The organism is Planctomonas psychrotolerans (assembly GCF_008642235.1).
In the GTDB taxonomy this organism is placed as follows: Bacteria; Actinomycetota; Actinomycetes; order Actinomycetales; family Microbacteriaceae; genus Planctomonas; species Planctomonas psychrotolerans.
Genome location: NZ_SJEV01000001.1, coordinates 1,446,198 through 1,466,539, shown reverse-complemented (window position 1 = coordinate 1,466,539; position 20,342 = coordinate 1,446,198). Strand labels below are relative to the sequence as shown.

General features: G+C 68.8%; 20 protein-coding genes. 9 read left to right on the top strand and 11 right to left on the bottom strand.

From position 1 onward, the window contains the following. Window positions 1–2 precede the first annotated feature (2 nt). From EY822_RS06615 to EY822_RS06600, 4 genes are all read right to left on the bottom strand, one after another. On the bottom strand, window positions 3–998 hold the full coding sequence (locus EY822_RS06615) for a carbohydrate ABC transporter permease (protein ID WP_150307548.1): 996 nt from the start codon (window positions 996–998) through the stop codon (window positions 3–5). A gap of 3 nt (window positions 999–1,001) precedes the next feature. Beyond that, window positions 1,002–2,306 carry an ABC transporter substrate-binding protein gene (locus EY822_RS06610; protein WP_150307547.1) on the bottom strand — a complete coding sequence of 435 codons (1,305 nt, stop codon included), beginning with the start codon at window positions 2,304–2,306 and terminating at the stop codon, window positions 1,002–1,004. Then, window positions 2,303–3,574 (bottom strand): Gfo/Idh/MocA family protein, encoded by a 1,272-nt coding sequence (locus EY822_RS06605; RefSeq protein WP_227497080.1) that lies wholly within the window; start codon window positions 3,572–3,574, stop codon window positions 2,303–2,305. Before EY822_RS06605 ends, EY822_RS06610 begins: the two co-directional genes overlap by 4 nt. Window positions 3,575–3,727: 153 nt before the next feature. Then, a complete protein-coding gene (locus tag EY822_RS06600; protein WP_150307546.1) occupies window positions 3,728–4,516 on the bottom strand; it encodes a DeoR/GlpR family DNA-binding transcription regulator in 789 nt (262 codons plus the stop codon). Between the two features lie 139 nt (window positions 4,517–4,655). On the opposite strand from EY822_RS06600, the gene EY822_RS06595 reads away from it, so the two are divergent. From EY822_RS06595 to EY822_RS06570, 6 genes are read left to right on the top strand one after another with little or no spacing between them, the layout of a single operon-like run. Continuing rightward, window positions 4,656–5,531, top strand: coding sequence for an SIS domain-containing protein (locus tag EY822_RS06595; RefSeq protein WP_150307545.1), 876 nt, complete (start codon window positions 4,656–4,658; stop codon window positions 5,529–5,531). After that, entirely contained in the window at window positions 5,528–6,433 is a 906-nt protein-coding gene (locus EY822_RS06590; protein ID WP_150307544.1) for an ROK family protein, read from the top strand. Before EY822_RS06595 ends, EY822_RS06590 begins: the two co-directional genes overlap by 4 nt. Continuing rightward, window positions 6,430–7,545, top strand: coding sequence for an N-acetylglucosamine-6-phosphate deacetylase (locus EY822_RS06585; RefSeq protein WP_150307543.1), 1,116 nt, complete (start codon window positions 6,430–6,432; stop codon window positions 7,543–7,545). The genes EY822_RS06590 and EY822_RS06585 overlap by 4 nt, the downstream gene beginning before the upstream one ends. Further along, window positions 7,533–8,537 carry a 1-phosphofructokinase family hexose kinase gene (locus tag EY822_RS06580; protein ID WP_150307542.1) on the top strand — a complete coding sequence of 335 codons (1,005 nt, stop codon included), beginning with the start codon at window positions 7,533–7,535 and terminating at the stop codon, window positions 8,535–8,537. The genes EY822_RS06585 and EY822_RS06580 overlap by 13 nt, the downstream gene beginning before the upstream one ends. After that, window positions 8,534–9,367 (top strand): class II fructose-bisphosphate aldolase, encoded by an 834-nt coding sequence (locus EY822_RS06575; protein WP_150307540.1) that lies wholly within the window; start codon window positions 8,534–8,536, stop codon window positions 9,365–9,367. Before EY822_RS06580 ends, EY822_RS06575 begins: the two co-directional genes overlap by 4 nt. Further along, window positions 9,364–10,134 carry an acyltransferase domain-containing protein gene (locus tag EY822_RS06570; protein WP_150307538.1) on the top strand — a complete coding sequence of 257 codons (771 nt, stop codon included), beginning with the start codon at window positions 9,364–9,366 and terminating at the stop codon, window positions 10,132–10,134. The genes EY822_RS06575 and EY822_RS06570 overlap by 4 nt, the downstream gene beginning before the upstream one ends. A 135-nt stretch (window positions 10,135–10,269) precedes the next feature. On the opposite strand, the gene EY822_RS06565 is transcribed toward EY822_RS06570, so the two are convergent. Beyond that, window positions 10,270–11,172, bottom strand: coding sequence for an NADP-dependent oxidoreductase (locus EY822_RS06565; protein WP_150307536.1), 903 nt, complete (start codon window positions 11,170–11,172; stop codon window positions 10,270–10,272). A gap of 99 nt (window positions 11,173–11,271) precedes the next feature. Here EY822_RS06565 and EY822_RS06560 point away from each other — a divergent pair, with 99 nt between their 5' ends. Beyond that, complete coding sequence (locus EY822_RS06560; protein WP_150307535.1) at window positions 11,272–11,760, top strand: MarR family winged helix-turn-helix transcriptional regulator; 489 nt, start codon at window positions 11,272–11,274, stop codon at window positions 11,758–11,760. A gap of 103 nt (window positions 11,761–11,863) precedes the next feature. On the opposite strand, the gene EY822_RS06555 is transcribed toward EY822_RS06560, so the two are convergent. Then, window positions 11,864–12,340, bottom strand: a complete 477-nt coding sequence (locus EY822_RS06555; RefSeq protein ID WP_150307534.1) for a hypothetical protein — start codon at window positions 12,338–12,340, stop codon at window positions 11,864–11,866. Between the two features lie 444 nt (window positions 12,341–12,784). Between EY822_RS06555 and EY822_RS06550 the strand changes: the two genes are divergently transcribed. Beyond that, complete coding sequence (locus EY822_RS06550; protein ID WP_150307533.1) at window positions 12,785–13,051, top strand: hypothetical protein; 267 nt, start codon at window positions 12,785–12,787, stop codon at window positions 13,049–13,051. Window positions 13,052–13,122: 71 nt separating this feature from the next. Here EY822_RS06550 and EY822_RS15345 read toward each other — a convergent pair whose 3' ends face one another. The 3 genes from EY822_RS15345 to EY822_RS06540 all read right to left on the bottom strand — a co-directional run bounded on the left by EY822_RS15345 (window position 13,123) and on the right by EY822_RS06540 (window position 15,876). Next, entirely contained in the window at window positions 13,123–13,299 is a 177-nt protein-coding gene (locus tag EY822_RS15345; protein ID WP_227497079.1) for a hypothetical protein, read from the bottom strand. Window positions 13,300–13,429: 130 nt separating this feature from the next. Then, complete coding sequence (locus EY822_RS06545; RefSeq protein ID WP_150307532.1) at window positions 13,430–14,464, bottom strand: CNNM domain-containing protein; 1,035 nt, start codon at window positions 14,462–14,464, stop codon at window positions 13,430–13,432. Further along, complete coding sequence (locus EY822_RS06540) at window positions 14,461–15,876, bottom strand: hemolysin family protein (RefSeq protein ID WP_150307531.1); 1,416 nt, start codon at window positions 15,874–15,876, stop codon at window positions 14,461–14,463. The genes EY822_RS06545 and EY822_RS06540 overlap by 4 nt, the downstream gene beginning before the upstream one ends. A gap of 311 nt (window positions 15,877–16,187) precedes the next feature. On the opposite strand from EY822_RS06540, the gene EY822_RS06535 reads away from it, so the two are divergent. After that, complete coding sequence (locus tag EY822_RS06535; RefSeq protein ID WP_150307530.1) at window positions 16,188–17,036, top strand: mechanosensitive ion channel family protein; 849 nt, start codon at window positions 16,188–16,190, stop codon at window positions 17,034–17,036. Window positions 17,037–17,073: 37 nt separating this feature from the next. On the opposite strand, the gene EY822_RS06530 is transcribed toward EY822_RS06535, so the two are convergent. Beyond that, window positions 17,074–17,796: a response regulator gene (locus EY822_RS06530; protein WP_150307529.1), complete on the bottom strand. Its 723-nt coding sequence runs from the start codon at window positions 17,794–17,796 to the stop codon at window positions 17,074–17,076. After that, window positions 17,793–20,339 carry an ATP-binding protein gene (locus EY822_RS06525; protein WP_150307528.1) on the bottom strand — a complete coding sequence of 849 codons (2,547 nt, stop codon included), beginning with the start codon at window positions 20,337–20,339 and terminating at the stop codon, window positions 17,793–17,795. The genes EY822_RS06530 and EY822_RS06525 overlap by 4 nt, the downstream gene beginning before the upstream one ends. Window positions 20,340–20,342: the final 3 nt, after the last annotated feature.

The window sequence follows — 20,342 nt, the reverse complement described above, 5'->3', positions numbered from 1 at the left end:
GGTCAGTCACTCTGCACCCACCGCTTCTGCAGCCGGAACTGCACGGCCGTCACGATTCCGATGATGAGGAAGATGACCATGGCGATTGCCGCGGCGTATCCCTTGTCGTTGGTCACGAAACCCTCGCGGTAGAAGAAGTAGACGAGCGACATGCTCTTCGGGAGCACGGGGTTGCTGCTGCCGAGGATGGCGTACAGCAGGTCGAAGACCTGGAAGCTCGAGATCACGGTGACGATCGTCACGAAGAAGATGCTGGGCGTGAGCAACGGCACCGTGATGGAGCGGAACTGACGCCACCGGCTGGCGCCGTCGAGTTCCGCCGCCTCGTACATCTCCGGCGGGATGTTCTTGAGGCCGGCCGCGAGCACGATCAACGAGAAGCCGAGCGAGGACCAGAGCCCGACGATCGCCACAGCGACGGTCGCCGCGCCCGGGGTGCTGATCCAGTAGGGCCCGTCGATACCGACGAGCGCCAACGCATGATTCAGCAGCCCGAAGTCGCCGTTGTAGATGACGCGCCACACCATGGCGACGGCGGTGGGCATGGCGACGTAGGGCAAGAAGAACAGCACGCGGTACAGCGACGCAAAGCGCAGCCCGGGCAGGTTCAGGAGGCTCGCGAGGTACACCGCGATCGGGATGCCGAGCAGCACGATCGCGGTGTAGAGGAGGGTGTTGCCGATCGACAGGTAGAGCGACGGGTCGGCGAACAGGGCGACGTAGTTGTCCACACCGGCGAAGGTCCAGCCGCCGAACACTCCCCAGTCGGTGAGCGAGTAGAAGGCGGTCTGCAGCACCGGCCAGAAGTAGAAGACCGAGATGCCCGTGACGAGCGGGGCGATGAAGAGCCAGGGCCAGATGCCGTCCCCGGCGATGCGCCCCCCACCCGAGGAGCGTGCACCGCCCGGTCCGTGCGCAGGGTTCCCGGGCCGGGCCCGCGCCGCCCGCCCCGGGAGGGACGGGGCGGGCGAGCCCGGCCGGAGGGATGATGAGGTCACGTTCTATTCCTCGGCGAGCGCCGCGTTCATCTGCTCGGCGAGCTCCGCGGTGACGTCGGTCACCGGGCGCTCCCCCGAGAACGCCTGCGGGAGCAGTTCCGTCTCGGCGGCGTTCCAGGCGGCGGAGTTGTTGCTCACCGGGAGGGGCTGGGCGTACTCGAGGGCGTCGAGGAACACCTGCAGGTTCGCGTCGGGAAGCGACTGGGTGAATGCATCCTGCGTGCCGTCGAAGGCGGGGATGACGGCACCGGCGTCGCCCTGCTGCTGCTGCGACTTCTGGCTCGCGAGGAAGACCTGCAAGGCCTGGGCGGCCCGCTTGTTCTCCGAGACCGCGGGGACGACGTTCGCGACACCGTGGATCACGGTGGCCTGCTGCTCGCCGGTGGGCAGGGGAAGCACGGTCACGTTCGCGGCGAGATCCGTGTCGGTGATCGCCGAGCGGAACCAGCTGCCGCCCCAGTACATGGCGAGCTTGCCCGAGGTGAACCACTGGTCGCCCGTGGTGTCGGTGAGCTGCTGGATCGACGGCGAGCCGCCGCTCTCGATCAGATCCGTCCAGAACTGGATGCCGGCCTCGGCCCCCGGGGTGTCGTAGCCCGAGGTGTCACCGTCGATGACGCTGCCGCCGGCCTGGAAGATCGTGTTGTAGTAGGTGGTCTGGCCGTCCATGCCGCCGGCGCCGCCGTAGATCCCCTGGTCGGCGAGCGCCGTGGAGATGTCGGCGGCGGTCTGCTGGAACTCGTCCCAGGTCCAGTCCCCCTCCGGCAACGGCACACCCGCCTGCTCGAACAACGCCTTGTTCGCCCAGATGCCGATGGTGTCGAAGTCCTTCGGCACGCCGTACTGCACGTCGTCGACGTTGTAGAGGTCGACGAGCGCGTCGGGATAGTTGTCGAGGTCGATGTCACCCGACTCAACGGCGCCGGTGATGGGCTCGAGCTGGCCGTTCGACGCGTACAGGCCGATGTTCGGACCGTTCATCCAGAACAGGTCGGGCAGGGTGTCGCTCGACGCCTGGGTCTGCAGCTTCGTCCAGTACTCCGCGTACGGCGTGACGTTCACCGTGACGTCGATGTCGGGGTACTCCTCGTTGAAGGCGGCGATGTTCTCCTCGATCGCCGGCACCTGGTTCTGGTCCCACACGCCGTAGGTGATCTCGGCGGAGAGGTCGGCCTCCGGCTCGGTGTACTCGCCGGAGCCGGCCGGGGCGCCGCCCCCGCTGCAGCCGCTGACGAGGAGGACGAGACCGGCGGCGCCGGCGAGCGCGGCGGTTCGACGCCGTGCGGGAATGGGGAACAGGGGGCTCATCGGGGGGTCCTTCCGGAGTGCTTGGTCGGGGTGGCGGAGGAGAAGTGGTCGAGAACGGACTGAGGGAGGTCGGGGACGTCGAGGGGCACCGAACCGGACCGGAGCGACGCCGCCGCGAGCGATCCGGCGGCCACCGCCTCACGGGCCGCGACGGGTGAGACGACGGTGGGAGCGCCGTCCAGCACGGAGTCGAGGAACTCCGTCATGGTGGCGAGGTCGGCATCGGCGTGACCGCTGGTCACTCCCTCGATGGGGTACTCGATGTCGCCGTCGGCCTGCCACTCGTGGCGTCGGTTCCACACCTTCACGACGCCCGCGGACGTGTCGCCGAAGTTCTCCAGCCGCCCCTCGGAGCCGATGACCGTGTAGTTGCGCCAGTAGTCGGGCGTGAAGTGGCACTGCTGGTAGCTCGCCTGCACGCCGTTGTCGAGCGTCATGAGCATCATCGACACGTCCTCGACGTCGACGACGGGGTTCAGACCGGTCTGCGCGGCGGGTGGCCAGTTGTCGTAGGAGAACCAGTCGGGCATGGTCTCGCCGGGCCGCTCGCGCCGGTCGGTGATGCCGCCGTAGATCATGAGGTCGCCCATGCCCACCACGCGACGGGTGTACCCGGATGCGAGGTAGTGCACGATGTCGATGTCGTGACTCGCCTTCTGGAGCAGCAGCGTGCCGGTCTTCGATCGGTCGGCGTGCCAGTCCTTGAAGTAGTAGTCCCCGCCGTTGCCGACGAAGTGGCGCACCCAGATGGCCTTGACCTCGCCGATCTCGCCGCGCTCGATGATGCCTCGCATGGTCCGCACCACGCCGGAGTGCCGGAAGTTGTGGCCCACGTAGAGGGGCGTGCCCGTTTCGGCGGCGGTCGCGAGCACGCGATCAGCGCCGTCGAGCGAGATGGCGAGCGGCTTCTCGAGGTAGACCGCGATGCCCGCTTCCAGCAGCGCCACTGCGATGTCCTCGTGCGTGTGGTCGGGCGTCGTCACCACGGCGGCATCGATGTTCCCCGCCGCGATGAGGTCGTCCACCGACGAATAGACGACCGCGTCCGGGAACGTCGCGCGTGCGCGTGCCCGCCCCACCTCACCGGTGTCCACCGCGGCTACCACCGCTGCGCCGTTCCGAGCCACGGGCACGTGATGGGCGATCACGCTGCGGGCGCCCGTGCCGATCACGGCCACGGCCACGGCCGGCCTGGTCGCCCCGGCCGTGGAGTTCGGCGCGGGAGTGGTTCGAGCGGTCATGGGCGCGTTCGCCACGTCGTTGTGCATGCCGACATCCTGCAACACTTGCGCGGATTTGTCACGTATGGGTCTGAATCGAGCATGAGCAAACACTAAGTGGTCGAATCGAGCGCACGTGGACGCACGGCGATTGTTTTACGAGCCCGTAACACGGGCCGGCGGGAAACGCCGCGGGAGCGGTCAGTCGGCGACGATGAGCCGCACCGACGCGGCGGCGAGGTCGGCGGCGAACTCCGGCGTCACATCCTGGTCGGTCACCAGGATGTCGACGCGGCCGAGCGGGCAGATGCGGGCGAAGGTGCTGCGGCCGAGCTTGGTCGCGTCCGCCGCGATGACGACGCGCCTCGCCACGGCCGCGATCTCGCGACTCGCATCCGCCTCGCCCTCGTGCAGGGTCGTGGCGCCGAACGCGGCACTGAGACCGTCGACCCCGAGTACCGCCGTGTCGATGCTGAAGTCGCGGAGCGTGGCGCCGACGAGCGGTCCGACGAGCTCGTAGGACTGGCGGCGCGGTACTCCCCCGGTGACCACGATTTTCACGTGCTCGCGCACCGACATCTCGTAGGCGATGTTGAGCGCGTTGGTGACGATGGTGACCCCGGGCGCGTCCGCCTGCGTGCGCAGGCGCTCGCTACGGCCGAGCATGCGGGCGACCTCGCTCGTCGTCGTGCCCCCGTTCAGACCGAGGGACTCCCCGGGCGACACCAGCTCGGCCACCGCTCGGGCGATGGCCACCTTCGCCTCGGCCTGACGCGCGATCTTGTACTGCAGCGGCAGCTCGTATCCCGAACCCAGCGCCGACGCGCCGCCGTGCGTGCGCGTGACCAGCCGCTGGTCGGAGAGCGTGTTGAGGTCGCGACGAACGGTGGCGGTGGACACGCCGAGGGCGTCGCTCAGTTCCGCGATGGAGACATTCCCCCGCTCGCTCACGAACTCGAGCACGACGTTGAGACGCTCTTGCTGGGTCATACCGGCCCGTCCTTCGATTCTCGTCCAGTCTCGCACGCGGAGGTTGCGCCCGATGATCGATTCTGCTCAAATACGAGCAGATCAATCATTTCTGTTCCTCGCTGTGCCGGCTCGCGGCACACCCAGCCGAAAGAAACCGATGCACTCTACCTTCGTCGACACTGAGATCGCCTCGCAACCGGAGACCTGGCGCCGCGCCGCCGCACTGCTGCCGGATGTGGCGTCCCGCCTCCCGCAGGCCGGCGAGCGCGTCGCGGTGGTCGGCTGCGGCACGAGCTGGTTCATCGCGATGTCCTACGCGGTGCTGCGCGAGCAGGCGGGGCACGGCGTCACCGACGCATTCGCGGGCAGCGAGTTCCCGCGCACCCGCGACTACGACCGCGTGGTCGCGATCTCGCGCTCCGGCACGACGACGGAGATCGTGGAACTGCTGAGCGGCCTCGCCACCCCGAGCGTGCTGATCACCGCCGTGCCCGACTCCCCCGCGGCATCGGCAGCATCGGACACCGTCGCGATGCCGTTCGCCGACGAGCGGTCGGTCGTGCAGACGCGCTTCGCGACCTCGACCCTCTCCCTGCTTCGTGCTCAGCTCGGAGCCGACATCGAGGCGCTGGCGCGCGAGGCGGAGGCCGCCCTCGACATCCCCCTCGACGACCTCCTGACCGCGGACCAGTGCACGTTCGTGGGCCTCGGCTGGGCGGTGGGTCTCACGTACGAGGCGGCATTGAAGACCCGTGAGGCCGCCCAGTTCTGGTCGGAGTCGTACCCGGCGATGGACTACCGGCACGGACCGATCGCGATCGCGCAGCCGGGTCGCCTGGTCTGGACCCTCGGGCCCGCGCCCGTGGGCCTCGCCGACGAGGTCGCGACGACGGGTGCACGTTTCGTGGAGCACGAGCTCGACGCGCAGGCCGCCCTCGTGGTCGCTCAGCGCTTCGCCGTCGGGCTCGCCAAGTCCCGGGGACTCGACCCCGACAACCCCCGCTCGCTCACCCGTTCCGTCATCCTGGCGTGAGCGATCCGACGTCCGGGATGGCCCGCGACACACTGGGCGTCGACGTCGGCGGCACCACGATCAAGGGCATCCGCGTCTCTCCGGCGGGCGAGGTGCTTGCCGAGCACCGGCTGCCGACGCCCGTGCCGGACCCGACGGGCGAGCGGGTGACCGAAGCGGTGGCCGAGGTCGTCGCCGCGCTCGGCGGACACGGTGGCGCGCCCGTCGGTGTCGTGGTCCCCGGGATCGTCGACGAGGACCTCGGGGTCGCGGTGCTCTCGGCGAACATCGGATTCTCCTCCGCACCGGTCAAGCGTCTGCTCGAGGCACGCCTCGGCACTCCGGTCGCGTTCGGGCAGGACGTCCGGGCCGGGGCGCTGGCGGAACTCCGCTCCGGTGCGGGGCGTGAACAATCGGGCGTGGTGGCGTTCGTCGCCGTCGGCACGGGCATCGCCGCCGCCATCCTGGTCGACGGGTCTGCACTCGTCTCCGGGGGTTGGGTGGGCGAGATCGGACAGCCGGTGCTCGGCAGCGGGCCGCACGCCGGTTCGCGCATCGAGGAGATCGCGTCGGCCGGCGCGACCGCGAGACGGGCCGGGGAACGCGACGCGCGCGCCGTGGCCCGTCGCGTTGCGGACGGCGACGCCGCCGCGATCGCAGTGTGGACCGAGACGGTGAGCGTGCTCGCGGATGCCCTCGCCGGCATCGCCGCCACGGTAGCGCCTCCGACGATCATCCTCGGTGGTGGGCTCGCTCAGGCGGGCGACCTGCTGTTCGACCCGCTGCGCGCCGAGCTGGGCCGGCGGTTGAGCGGTATGCGGGTGCCGCACCTCGTCCCCGCGAAGCACGGGGACGTCGCGGGCGCCCTCGGTGCCGCGTTCCTCGCCCAGGACATCGCCACGCCCTCGGGAGTCGCCTCATGAGCGGCGAACTTGTGATCGGAGCCGATCGCCTCGTCGACGGATCCGGCTTCGACGGCCCCGGATGGCTTAGCGTGCGGGACGGCGTGGTCGCGGACCGTGGGACCGGGACCAGCACGGCGCCCGTCGACGTCCAGCTCGGAACGGTCGTGCCCGGCTTCCTCGACGCCCACGTGCACGGCGCCGTCGGGATCGACTTCGGCGCCCTCGGGGCGGACCCCTCGCCCGCGATCGCTCATCACGCACGCACGGGCAGCACGACACTCGTCGCGTCCCTCGCCACGAGCGCTCTCTCGATCACGGTCGACCGCCTGCGCGAGCTGGCCCCCGTCGTCCGCTCCGGCGCACTCGCCGGCCTGCACCTCGAAGGACCGTTCCTCGCCTCCGAGCGTCGCGGCGCCCACGACCCCGCTCTACTCCTCGCACCCGACCCCGCGGCGGTCGACGCGCTTCTCGCCGCCGCAGACGGCACCCTCGCCATGATCACCCTCGCACCGGAGCTGCCCGGCGCGATGCAGGCCATCCGCCGCCTCACCGACAGCGGAGTGGTCGTGGCGCTCGGCCATACCGCCGCGACGGTCGAGGAGATGCGCCGGGGAATCGACGCGGGCGCCACCGTCATCACCCACGTGTTCAACGGCATGCCGTCCCTGCACCACCGCGCGCCGGGTCCTGTCGGAGTCGCCCTCACCGATGAGCGGCTCACCGTGGAGGTGATCGGCGACGGCCATCACCTCGATGACATCGCCGTCGACCTCGTGCGGAGCAGCGCTCGGGGCAGGATGACGCTCGTCTCCGACGCCATGTCCGCCACCGGGCTGGGCGATGGCCACTACGACCTCGGCAGCTCCTCCGTGGTCGTGGAGAACGGAGTCGCCAGCCTCGCCGACCATTCCTCACTCGCGGGCGGCACGACACCGATCGGCGGGGCGGTCACCCGCCTTGTCCGCCGTGGGGCCGACGCCGTGGAGGTGGCGTCGCTCACCAGCGCGGCGCCCGCCCGCGCGCTCGGACGCCGCGCATCCGCGCTGACCGTCGGTGCACCCGCCGATCTCGTGGAGCTGGGCGACGACGGCGTCACCCGGGTGATGAAGGCCGGCGCATGGCTCGCATAGTGGTCCTCACGCCCAATCCCGCCATCGACGTGACCTACCGGGTGGCGGAGCAGCGCCTCGGCGAGACCGTGCGGGTCGCCGACGTCTCGCGACGACCGGGCGGGAAGGGGCTCAACGTCGTGGCCGTGCTGCGCCTCCTCGGTTCCCCGGCCGTCGCCCTGCAGCCGCTCGGCGGGGCACCGGGCCGATGGATGGCGGAATCCCTGCTCGCGGCGGGCACCGAGGTGGTCGTCGTCGACGCCCCCGGGGACACGCGGACCACGGTCGCGGTGGTCGACGACCGCACGCACCCGACCCTCTACTCGGAACCGGGGGAAGCGCTGCCCGGAGCGACCTGGCGCGCGCTCGCCGACGCCGTGGCTCAGCACTGCGAGGCGGGTGGCTTTCTCGTGCTGTCCGGTTCCGTCCCGCCCGCGACCGCGGCCGAGCACGTGCGCCACCTCGTCGTCGCCGCCCACGGTGTCGGCGCACGGGTGCTGGTCGACACCAGCGGGGATGCCCTGCTCGCCGCCGCCGACGCCGGGGCCGACATCGTGAAGCCGAACGAAGCGGAGGCGCTCGAGGCCACCGGCACCGGCGCGATCGATGCCGCCGCCGCCGCGCTGATCGCGCGCGGTGCCGGAACGGTCGTGATCTCGAGGGGCGACGCGGGCCTGTGTGCGATCGGCGCCGATGGCGATGCTTTCGTCCAGCCCGCGGTACCGGATGTGTCGGGGAACCCGACGGGGGCGGGCGATGCCGCCACGGCCGGTCTGATCGCCGCGCTCCTGCGGGGCGGTGACATCGCCGAGGCGCTGCGGTGGGCCTCCGTCGTGGGCGCTGCCGCCGTGCTGTCCCCCGTGGCGGGCGACATCGACCCCGCCGACCTGCGACCGCTCGCCGATCGGCTGCCGACCGGCGCAAGGCCCACCTTTCCCGCGACGGAGCCGACGTTCCCTCCCGCCCCCGTCCCCGTCGATCTCGCCAACTCCGGTGCTGTGAGGAAACCATGACCGTCACGACCTCGCTCGATCTCGTCTCCCCCGCGCGCACCGCATCGCGCGGCCTCGGCGCCTTCAACGTCGTGCTGCTCGAGCACGCCGAGGCCATCGTCTCGGGTGCGGAGCGCGCCGGAGCGCCCGTCGTCCTGCAGATCAGTCAGAACTGCGTGCGCTACCACGGCGCGCTCGAACCCATCACGGCCGCAAGCCTCGCCATCGCGAGGGCTGCGGGCACGCCCGCGATCGTGCACCTCGATCACGCGGAGGACGTGTCGCTCGTGCACGCCGCGGTCGAGCTCGGTGTGCAGAGCGTGATGTTCGACGGGTCGGCCCTGCCCTACGACGAGAACGTGGCGACCACCCGAGCCGTGGTGGAGCACTGCCACGCGCGGGGCGTGCTCGTGGAGGCGGAGCTCGGCGAGGTGGGCGGCAAGGATGGCGTGCACGCGCCGGGTGTGCGCACCGATCCGGCGGACGCGGCCGCATTCGTCGCCGCGACCGGTGTGGACTCCCTGGCCGTCGCCGTGGGCACCTCCCACGCCATGACGACCCGGGTGGCCACCGTGGATCGTGAACTCGTCGCCGCGCTGTCCCGGTCGGTGCCCGTTCCCCTCGTGCTGCACGGGTCATCGGGCCTCAGCGACGACGAACTCGCGGGCGCCGTGCGATCGGGCATGACGAAGATCAACATCTCGACGCACCTCAACGGCCTGTTCACCTCGGAGGTGCGCGGGGCCCTCGACGCGGACGAGTCGCTCGTCGACCCCCGCAAGTACATCGCCCCCGCCCGCGCCGCCGTCGCCGACGAGGTCGAGCGACTCCTGCGACTGCTCTCCTCGTGACCGACGCCGCCGCGTTGCTCGGTCTGCCGCCGACCGAGCCGCTCCCCGCCGACGATCCTGTCGTTCCCCGGCTGCGCGCGGCGGTGCGGGCGGATGAGACACCGACTGCCGCGGTCGACGTGCCCACCGGCGTGCTCGGGGCCGCGCTCATCGCGGTGCTACCGGATGCGCTGGAGCGGCACCGTGCGCTGGGTGTTCCCGAGGGCGTCACCGCAGCGACCCTTTCCGACGTCGGACGCAAGATCGACGCGTACGGGGCGACCGTCGACATCCCCTGGCTGATCGGGCTGCTCCGCGGCGACGTGCTCGCGCTCGGCCGGTTGCAGTTCGAACGCGAGGCGGATCCGGCGGGGCGCGCCATCCACATCCCCGAAGATGGCTCCCTCACGCCCGACAGCGTCGACGCGTCGGTGGCCGAGGCGCGGGCGCTGTTCGGCGAGGGGACCCTCATCTGCACGTCGTGGCTCCTCGACCCGACCCTCTCGGCGCTGCCGCCCGGAAGCAACATCGTGTCGTTCGCACAGCGCTTCGACATCGAGACCGCCGCGCCGGATGCGTCCAAGGAGCGGGCCGCCGATGAGGACGCGACCGCGGGCAAGCACCGGGCTGGCGACGAGGCGGCGGCGAAGTTCGTATTCCGGCGGCCTCTCGCTGCCGTGCTGGACCCCGCGGTGACGCGGCCGCGCACGGCGCTCGAGCGGCTGGTCGCCGAGCACCTGCGCGCGGGTGGTCATTGGACGGAGCCGCGCGGAGTGCTCCGCGACTGACCGTTGGGCCAAGGCTCCTCACCGACGTCGGCCCCGAGCCGATCTGGCATTCGTCGTTGAGTCACCCGAGGAGTCCGAACCCGGAAAGTACTCCGAGGTGCACTCCCCTGGGTGCCCGGCTCTATGGCGTGGGTGTCAGGGCTGCAGGACGACCACCTTGCCACTGGCGTTTTCAGCCAGGGTGTGTGCCTCGACGATGTCGGCCAGGGAGAACTCGCGGTCGACGCGGGGGGTGTAAAGGCCCTCCCGCCCGAGCGCGGCTGCGTACCGCAAGAGGGCCGAGTCGTTGCGGGCGTCGATCTTCCTGAGACCGAGCTGCTGAGCGCCCTGGTCGTCGATGACGGTGACCACCTGGGAGGTGTCTCCGACGATACTCAGCAGATCCGGCAGCGAGTCGGACGGCGCCGAATGCAGGGCCGCGTCCACGCCGCCGGGCGCGAGGGCGGCGACGCGCTCGGCCAGTCCCGGACCGTATGCGGTGGCGAGAACACCGAGCGACTCCAGGTAGGGATGGTTGCTCTCGCGCCCCGTGCCGATGACCGTGGCGCCAGCGGCGAGGGCGAATGCCGCGGCGGCGCTGCCCACGGCGCCTGAAGCGCCTTCGATGAGGAATGTCTTTCCGTTCAGGTCACCGAGAGCGTCGATGACGGCCGCCGCAGTGGCAGAGGCGAGACCTGCGGCGGCGGCCTGCGCCGTCGACCACCCCTCGGGGACGGTGCTCCACGCGGTCAGGACCGCGAACTCGGCCGTGGTGTCGCTGATCCCGCCCAGACCGAATACCGTGTCACCCACGTGGGCGTCCGTCACCCCTGCGCCGACTTCGTCGACGACACCCACCGCGTCTCGGCCGGGGACGGCGGGCAGGGTCAGGGGCAGGAACGGCGCCAAGTGGCCGGCGCGGAGAAGAACATCGATGGGATTGACGCTCGTGGCGTGCACCTTGATCCGAACCGACCCTTCCCCGGCCTGAGGTTCCGGTGCGTCCTCGACGACGAGAACACCGGGAGCTCCATAGGAATGGAATCGGGCAGCGCGCATGACGTTCTACTTTCTGGTGAGCGTGGGCAGCAAGTGCTTGCTGCGGAAAGTAACACTACGCGAATTCCTTTCCGCGGCAAGCATCGGTACGATATGAGCATGTCTGCAGCGGATCGCCTCTCGCCGCAGCAGGACCGGACCTGGTCCCTGTTGGTGGGCGTCATGATGTGGCTTCCCGCCGAACTGGACACCTACCTGGAGCGGTCCGCGGATCTCAGCCACGCCGAGTACGGAGTCCTGCGCTGCTTGTCGCTCAGGGAGGATCGCGAGATACACATGAGCCGCCTGGCTGCTACCGCCAGCGTGACACCATCGCACCTGTCGCGGATCGTCGGCCGACTGGAGAAGCGACGGCTCCTGGCGCGCAGCGCGGACCCCACGGACGCGCGGAAGACCCTGGCGAGGCTGACGCAGGCGGGGGCGCTCCTTCTGGCGGAGGTGGAACCCGGTTACGTCGCGGAAGTCCGCGCCCGCGTGTTCGAGCTTCTCGAGGACCGGCAACTCGAGCAGCTGGAGGATCTCGCCGAAGCGATTCTCACACCGCTCCGAAGCGAGTGCGTGAACCTCTTGCCGCCTCGGACTCGCTAGGCCGTGGTGGAGCACTTCCCGTCAGCTCCTGCCGCCATGCTCGCACCCGCTCGAACTACCAGCGGGAGGACGGTGCACGACGTTGCACCTCCACTGAAGCCGATCAGCGCTTGACCGATCGCGATAAGGCGTGGTCGTAGATCACTCCGGTTGCAGCCGCCTGAACGAACTTATCGATCAGGTCCACCGCCCAGTCTTTCGTCGACCACTTCCGTGGGTTGTATAGCCCGAGCGCGGTGTTGAGCGCCACATCAGTCGTATAGACAGTTGCGAAGACGACAGTGATACCTCGCACCCCTCGGAAACCGGAATGCGCCGCCACGCCGTAGGCGGCCCCCCACAGCTTTCCGAGGGCGAAGTGAGTGGCCCAGTTGAGCCGCGAGCGTCCGCGGGCAGTGGTCGGATGCACCGGCAGGATCCGTTCGGCGAAGTCCGCCGGCGCGAAGCTGGGTGGCCGCTTGGTGATCGGCATCTCCACGAATTTCTGGAATGCGCTCATCACCACGGTTCCTGCGACACCTGCGACGATGCCACGTGCGATGCTGAACACCAGCGAGGTGGGGGCCGGAAGAGTTGTCATCCTCGATGGTACGTTCCCCATAGGGGCAGACAACCGACGATCACGTCACGGACGTACCTCGCCATCGACTCAGTTTCGGAAAGCTCTCGTAGTTGTGGGCGACGCAGCCGCACTGGGCGCTCGAGCGACGGCACTTGCGCGGGTCGCCGCTGAACGAGGCCCCGCGGAGGAAGCAGTAGCTTGGTGCCATGCCACGACGCCCCGCAGGATCCGGTGACCACCCGGGACTGTACATCGCAGTCGGCGTCGCATTTCTGGCCCTTGGTGTAGCGCTGCTTTTTCTGATCGACCCCTCAGCTCCTCTAGGACGACGAGGCATTCCCGGTTGGTCCGTTATTGTGCTGTCGTTAGCCGCCGGCGTAGTGCTCTCTGGAGTCGGCTTCTCACATGCACGGCGGAACCAGCGTTGAATGCTCGCACCTCTCTCGGGCCACTGAGACCTCGTTGCGCGAGACCTCCGTGCACGCCGTCATCGAGCTGGCTGTACTCACCCACCGGAGAAGCCAGATCATGAGGTGGCCGCATGCTCCCTGGATCGCGTTCTTGCTGGGAACCATCGTCGTGGTCTTAGGCACGGTCAGCCTCGTCGGCCACATCGTCAACGGCAGCCCTTCATGGTTCGACGTCGTGATCGGCATCTATCTCATCTGCGGCGGCGCCGGGGTGCTCGTACTCGGGGTGCAGGCCCGGACCCGAATCGACAGGCCCTAGCTGCACCTCGCCCTGCGACTGTGAACACAGCAGCCAGCGCATCGATCAGCACCGATGACGGGTGGACGGACTCACTCTTCTCGATTCACAGACCCCAGCACCAACCATGCGAAGAAGATCACCGCGACGATCTGCGTGCCGGCGAGGGGAAAGAACGCCCACCCGAACGTGTAACCGACCTGCAGTAAGCCGACACCCATCACGCCCGCGAACGATGCACCGACGATGAGTCCGACTCCGATGAACACGTGCCCGACTCGGCGCTGGAGGTACAGGCGACGGGCACATCCGAGCGTTGAGGCAGATCGCCGCCGGGTTCGACGAGCAGGACGTCGCGAAGACATTCCCGTTCCGGCCGTGAGCAGCACCACCGGACGGTCAGCGACCCCGCGACGCGACCGTCTCGTCGGTGCGCGGGAGCAGCCGCGGAAGCACGTCGGACAGGGTGGCGATTCCCCGGAACCGATCGTTATCGGTGACCACGACGAGCTGTTGACTCGTCGCCCGCATCTGGGCGAGGGTCTCGTAGACCGGAGTGTCCCCGCCGAGCGTCAGGGTGGATCGCACATAGGGAGCGGCCGGGTTGCGCGGGGAGTCGAGCAGCGTGTCCCGCACGTGCACGACGCCGGGGATGCCCGTTGCCGGGTCGCCGATGAGGATGCGCATGTGACCGGATTGCGCCGCCGCCCGCTGCACGTCGGCCACGGTCGCATCGCCGGGTATGACGGTGGGTGTGGCGGTGATGTCGATGAGTTCGTCCAGGCGCAGCGTCTCGAGCTCGATGGCGGATTCGAGCTGGTGCTGGAAGGAGCTGTCGAGCATGCCGGTACGCGCGGACAGTTCGACGAGATGGCGGATCGTCTCGGCATTCTGTCCGCCCACGGCGGCACTCTCCACGGGGACGACACCCGATGCGCTCACGAGCCTGTTGGCGATGCTGTTGACCCACATCAGAAGAGGGCGGAACGGCCAGACGAAGATGCGGGACGGGATACCGATCAACTTCGCGGCGGTCTCGGGATGCGCGATCGCCCAGGACTTCGGCGCCATCTCACCCACCACGAGGTGCAGGAACGTCACGACGAGCAGCGAGAGGGCGAAGGCGAGGACACCGGCGGCCCCCTCCGGGAGACCCCACGAGGAGAACAGCGGCCCGAGCCTGTAGTCGAGCGCCGGTTTCGTGACGGCCCCGAGGGCGAAGGTGCACGCCGTGATGCCCAGTTGCGCGCCGGCCAGCATGAGAGTCAGTTCGTTGACGCCCTTGAGGGCCGCGCGGGCAGACGCGTTCGTCGCCGCGGTCGCCTCGAGCCGGTGTCGTCGGGCACCGAGCAACGCGAACTCGATGATCACGAAGAACGCGCTGAGAGCGATCAGCACCACGGTGACGATGGCCACGACGAGACCCTCGCTCATCGGTCCACCTCCCGGGTCCCGTCGACGTCCGTTTCGGGGCCGTCGTCCGGCACCTCGTCGGTACCCGACGTCTCGACGAGGGTCACACGGACCTCGCTCGGAACGTGACGCTCGATGCCGAGCACCTCGACCTCGAGCGAACGGTGCACCTCGTCATTCCGCACGAGATCCGCGGGATCGTCCGGCAGCGCCACGCGGACGGTGTCGCCGGCGGCGGGCAAGCCGCCATGCTCGGCGATGACCAGTCCGGCAACAGTCTCGAAATCGCCCGTGGGTAACTCGTACCCGATGGCGCGGTGCATCTCGTCGACATGCACATCTCCGCTCATCGTCCACACCGCGTCACCGTCGGGCTGAACGGTGGGAGCGGCGTCGTCGTGCTCGTCGGTGATCTCCCCGACGATCTCCTCTGCGAGGTCTTCGAGGGTGAGCACCCCGGCGAAACCCCCGTATTCGTCGATGGCACAGGCGAGTTCGTTGTGAGTGCGGGTGAGTTCGGCGAGCGCGTCCGGCAGTTTCATCAGGGTGGAGAGCACTACTGCCGGCTGCATGAGTTCGGTGACGGGTGCGTCCTCGGCAAGCGGTGAACCGAGCACGTCGGCGAGTTGAACGACGCCGAGGGGCTGACTCTCGTCGTCGACGACGGGATAGCGGGTGTGGGCGTGCGCCATCAGCTCGCGTACCTCGCCGACGGTGGTATCGGGGCGGATCGTGGCGACGAGCGAACGGGGAATCATCGCATGCTCCACGTCCTGCTGGGGAAACTCCAGGATGCGGTCGAGCATCAACGACAGTTCGGCGGGCAGGTCGCCGCTGTCGCGGGAATCCGAGACGATGCGCTCGAGATCCTGCGCCGTTGCGCTGGAGTCGACGTCGTGAACGGGCTCGATGCGGAGCACACGGAGCAGTGCGTTGGCCGCGAGATCGAAAACGGAGATCAGCCACCCGAACAGGGCGAGGTAGATCGTGGTCGATCGGGCCAGACCGCGTGCGAGGGGCTCCGGGTTCGCGATGGCCAGGTTCTTCGGATACAGCTCACCGAAGATCATCTGCACCACGGTCGCGAGCACCAGCGCGAGCACCGTGCCTGCGGTGACGCTGACCGCCATGGGAATGCCCACGCCCCCCAGCAGACTGCCGATGGCTTCGCCGATGAGCGGCTCGGCGACGAAACCGACGAGGAGGCCGGTGACGGTGATCCCGAGCTGCGCTCCGGAGAGCATGAACGAGGTCCGCTTGGTCACGGCGAGAGCGCGTACCGCCGCGGGGTCGCCCGCCGCAGCGCGTACCCCGAGCCGATTGCGGTCGACCGACATGTAGGCGAATTCCTGCGCGACGAAGTACCCGTTGGCCGCGATGATCGCCAGAGTGATGACGATGCCGAGGAGCAGAAGAAGAAGACCTTCGATCACGGGACTGTCACCTCGTCACTGTGCAACCGGAACGATCGCGATCGGGGTGACGTCGTGCTTGGCCGGTCGATGGCGCGACGGGCCATGGCTGGTGAGCCCACAGGTGCGGTCAACGCCTCTCGAGGTGTGTCCAGATTGTCAGGAGCCGCCATAGTAGCGGCTGGACTCGACCGTTCTCTGAGACGGGAACTGCGAACCTCCGTGAGGAGACGTGCGGCGGCGCAACGATCAGGCGTTTCGTGACGGCGTCATGGTGCAGCGCATAGGCGAGAATCACACGAGGGAGTCGAACAGGACAGGGGTGGTCGCCGGTGGACGCATGGTCTCAGATCGTCGACGACATCCTCGCGCGCGGTGCGGACCTGGCGGTGCGCACGGTCGCGGCCGTCGCGGTCGCAGTGGTGATCGGGGCAGCGGGGATGCTGTTCCGTCCCGTGGTGCGGCGACGCCTGCAGAAGCAGGGGCGACCGTCACGAACTCGGGTGTTCACCGCCCTCTACAGCCTGCTGATAGCCGTGGTGGCCGTGCTGGTGCCCATCACCTTGGCTTTCCCCTCGGTCCGGGTGGTCGACGTGCTCGCCAGCCTCGGGGTCATCTCAGTCGCCGTGGGATTCGCCTTCAAGGATGTTTTGGAGAACCTGTTGGCCGGCGTCCTGCTGCTCATGCGCGACCCCTTCAAGTCGGGCGACCAGATCACAGTCGCCGGATACGAGGGAACGGTCGAGGGCATCACGGTGCGCGAGACACTCCTGCGGACCACAGACGGCGAGCGTGTGCTCATTCCGAACGCACACGTCTACACCGGAGCGTTGGAGGTGCACACGCACTTCCCGATCGTGCGCGTCACCTTCCGCCTTCTCGTGGACGCCCGCGCCGACCCCGAACGAATCCGCTCCACGATCACGGGCGCGTTGGTGGGGCTCGGCGCGAGAGATGCACCTGGACCGGATGTCATCCTTCGGGGGGCTCGGGACGGTGCCTTGGAGATGGATGTGCGACTGTGGGCGGAATCCGATCGCGCATCACGAACCGCGGTGATCGATAGTGCAGTGCCTGCTGCATTGCGCGCACTGCGCGAGGCCGACATCGACCTCGACCAGCCACGGACGGTTCTCGTCCATGGCTCAGAGGAGAGCCCAGCAGGCACCGGCCAGCAGTGACCGGGATGCGGTATGGCCGCCAGCCCGGCGAGCTGCATCACTCGACCGTCTCAGCCGCTGCGCCTTGCTGTGCTTTCTCGAGTTCGAATCGGTAGCCCATCCCGGATTCCGTGAGGAGGTATTGCGGATGGGCGGGGTCGGGTTCGAGCTTCTTGCGGAGTTGGGCGATGTACAGACGGAGGTACCCGGTATCCGTGATGTGCTCTGATCCCCAGATCTCCCTCAGCAGGCTTTGCCGCGTGACGAGTTTGCCGGCGTTCCTGACGAGCATGCCGAGGACCTCCCACTCGGTGGGCGTGAGCCGCACCCGTTCATCGCCACCGCGAGATGCGCGGGTGATGCTCTTTGCGACGATGTCGACGGTGACGTCGCCGATCCGGATGGCTGGGGGTGCTCCGGCATGAGGCGCCCTGCGGGTGAGGGCGCGGATTCGCGCGAGGAGCTCGTCGATGGAGAACGGTTTGGTGACGTAGTCGTCGGCGCCGGCGTCGAGCGCCTCGACTTTGTCCGCTGCTCCGGTGCGTCCGGAGACGACGAGGATGGGTGCTTGCGTCCATCCCCGGAGCCCTTGGATGACCTCGATGCCGTCGAGTTCGGGCATGCCGAGGTCGAGCATGAACAGGTCGGGGTGGTGGGCGATTGCGGCGTTCACCGCCTCGATTCCATTGGTGGCGGTGATGATCTCGTACCCCCGGGCGCTGAGGGTGATGCGGAGGGCGCGGAGGATCTGAGCGTCGTCGTCGGCGATGAGAATTTTCATCTGTTCTCGTTCCCCGCCCGCACGGCGCGCACGGGGCGGACCTCGGGCACCGACATGGCTCCTTCCGGCACCGCGGCCGCAGCGGGAAGGGTGATCACCATCGTGAGCCCGCCTCCCGGGGTGTCTTCGGCCTCGAGAGTCCCTCCCATCCCTTCGGTGAACCCCTTCGAGAGCGCCAGGCCGAGTCCGAGGCCGGTGAGATTGTCCGTGTCTCCGAGACGTTGGAACGGTACGAAGATCTGGTCCCGGCGTTCGACGGGTATCCCGGGTCCACGGTCGGCGATGCGGATGTGGACCGCGCCCGAGAAGACGCTGCTGGAGATCCGAACTCGGGTTCCGGGTGGGGCGAAACGGTGCGCGTTGTCGAGGAGGTTCACGATGACGCGCTTGAGAAGGCCGGGATCGGCCACGATGGCGGACTCCGCGGCCACGTCGAGTTCGACGTCCGTGGGACCGAGCGCCAGCTCGTCGAGGGCGGGCAGGATGACGTCTTCCGCATCTGTGGGAAGCAGCCGGACGGCAAGGACGCCCGCTTCGAGTCGGCTGACGTCGAGCAGGTTGGTGACGAGCGCGGCGAGAGTTCCGAGGCTCTCATCCGCGGTGGCGAGCAACTCCTCCCGGTCCGCGTCGGACAACGTCACATCCGTTGCTCGTAGACCGCTGATGGCCGTGGTCGCGGCAGTCAGCGGTCTGCGGAGGTCGTGGCTGACGGAGGACAGTAGCGCCGTGCGGACGCGATCCGCTTCGGCCAGCGGTCCCACTGCACTCGCGGTCCCGGCAAGGGCCGAGTGTTCCAGCGTCGCCTCTATCTGAGCGGCGATCACGGCGAGGAGGCGCCGTTCGGACGCTTGCAGGTCGCCACCGTGCAGCTCGAGTATCGCGGATGCGCCGACCGGCACCGTGGCGAAGGTCTCGTCCGGGGTCGGCTCGCCATCTCGTCGGACGACTTCCCCGTCAACGATGAGGCGCACTCCCGTGAGGCGGAACGCCTCCCTGGTTCGACTGACCAACGCCTGTAAGGCGCCTTCTCCTCGAAGGACACTTCCCGAGACAGTGGCGAGCAACTCGGACTCGGCGGCGGCGCGCTGGGCTACCCGTGTGCGTCGTGCGGCTAGATCGACGACGTAACTGACCATCACCGCGTTGAGGATGTAGAGCACCAGGGCGAGCATGTGCAACGGCTCGTCCACCGTGACGGTATAGAAGGGTTCGACGAAGAAGAAGTTCAGGGTCATTCCGGACAGAAAAGCGGCGAACAGTGCGGGCCAGATGCCGCCGACGAGAGCGACGACCACCACGAGGAGCTGGTAGCTGAGCACGTCACTGGTGATGGAGTCGGCACTCCGGAAGCTGACCAGCAACCAGGTCACCAGGGGGCCGCCGACCAGAGCGAGGAGGAACCCGATGAGTCGCCGTGTGTGCGAGAGGGCTCCACCGACGCGGGGCAGGGAGAGACGTCCTCCGGCTGATTCGTGGTTGACGATGTGCACGTCGATCGCGCCCGCTTCGCGGGTCACGGTTGCGCCGATCCCGGGACCGGTGAGGGCGGCCATGAGGCGGCTCCGGCGGCTGACGCCGATGACGAGCTGTGTCGCGTTCACACTGCGGGCGAAGTCGACCAGCGCGCGCGGGATGTCGTCGCCGACGACCTGATGGTAGGTACCACCGAGCTTTTCGACGAGGGCGCGCTGGTGGGCCAGTGCCTCGGGATTGGGGTTCCTCAGTCCGTCCTGTTTCGTGATGTGCACGGCGAGGAGTTCCCCGCCGGCGGAGCGGGCGGTGATCCGCGCGCCACGACGGAGCAGGGTCTCGCCTTCGGGTCCGCCGGTGAGAGTGACGACCACGCGTTCCCGCGCTTCCCACGTGCTGTCGATGCCGTGCTCGGCCCGGTAGTCGTTCAGCGCACTGTCGACCTCGTCCGCCAGCCAGAGCAGGGCCAGCTCGCGCAGCGCGGTGAGGTTCCCCAGCCGGAAGTAGTTCGACAGCGCGGCGTCGATGCGTTCCACCGGGTATACCCGCCCGGTCGCGAGGCGATCCCGCAGCGCCTGCGGGGCGAGGTCGACCACCTCGATCTGGTCTGCGGCGCGCAGAACCGCGTCGGGGATGGTCTCACGCTGCGGAACACCGGTGATCTGCTGAACGACGTCGTTGAGGGAGTCGATGTGCTGGATGTTGACGGTGGACATCACATCGATGCCGGCGTCCAACAGATCCTCCACGTCTTGCCACCGTTTCTCGTGCGGAGAACCCGGCGCATTCGTATGGGCGAGTTCATCGACGAGGGCGACGCTGGGCCGTCGGGCGAGGACGGCGTCCAGGTCCATCTCCGTCAGCGTGACTCCGCGGTGGGAGACGGTGGCGCGGGGCACGATCTCCAACCCCTCGGTCATCGCCGTGGTGGCGGCGCGACCGTGGGTCTCCACTACGGCGACCACCACATCCACACCCTCGCTCTGCAGACGCTTGCCTTCCTCGAGCATGGTGTAGGTCTTTCCGACGCCCGGGGCGGCGCCGAGCAGCACCCGCAAGCGTCCTCGCTTCACGGT

What these genes read in the sequence shown, in the direction of transcription:
- EY822_RS06585 (WP_150307543.1), top strand. Translation starts at nt 6,430, where the DNA reads ATGAGCGGCGAACTTGTGATCGGAGCCGATCGCCTCGTCGACGGATCC.
- EY822_RS06595 (WP_150307545.1), top strand. Translation starts at nt 4,656, where the DNA reads ATGCACTCTACCTTCGTCGACACTGAGATCGCCTCGCAACCGGAGACC.
- EY822_RS06610 (WP_150307547.1), bottom strand. Translation starts at nt 2,306, where the DNA reads ATGAGCCCCCTGTTCCCCATTCCCGCACGGCGTCGAACCGCCGCGCTC.
- EY822_RS06605 (WP_227497080.1), bottom strand. Translation starts at nt 3,574, where the DNA reads ATGCACAACGACGTGGCGAACGCGCCCATGACCGCTCGAACCACTCCC.
- EY822_RS06545 (WP_150307532.1), bottom strand. Translation starts at nt 14,464, where the DNA reads ATGAGCGAGGGTCTCGTCGTGGCCATCGTCACCGTGGTGCTGATCGCT.
- EY822_RS06530 (WP_150307529.1), bottom strand. Translation starts at nt 17,796, where the DNA reads ATGAAAATTCTCATCGCCGACGACGACGCTCAGATCCTCCGCGCCCTC.
- EY822_RS06555 (WP_150307534.1), bottom strand. Translation starts at nt 12,340, where the DNA reads ATGACAACTCTTCCGGCCCCCACCTCGCTGGTGTTCAGCATCGCACGT.
- EY822_RS06565 (WP_150307536.1), bottom strand. Translation starts at nt 11,172, where the DNA reads ATGCGCGCTGCCCGATTCCATTCCTATGGAGCTCCCGGTGTTCTCGTC.
- EY822_RS06575 (WP_150307540.1), top strand. Translation starts at nt 8,534, where the DNA reads ATGACCGTCACGACCTCGCTCGATCTCGTCTCCCCCGCGCGCACCGCA.
- EY822_RS06580 (WP_150307542.1), top strand. Translation starts at nt 7,533, where the DNA reads ATGGCTCGCATAGTGGTCCTCACGCCCAATCCCGCCATCGACGTGACC.
- EY822_RS06600 (WP_150307546.1), bottom strand. Translation starts at nt 4,516, where the DNA reads ATGACCCAGCAAGAGCGTCTCAACGTCGTGCTCGAGTTCGTGAGCGAG.
- EY822_RS06560 (WP_150307535.1), top strand. Translation starts at nt 11,272, where the DNA reads ATGTCTGCAGCGGATCGCCTCTCGCCGCAGCAGGACCGGACCTGGTCC.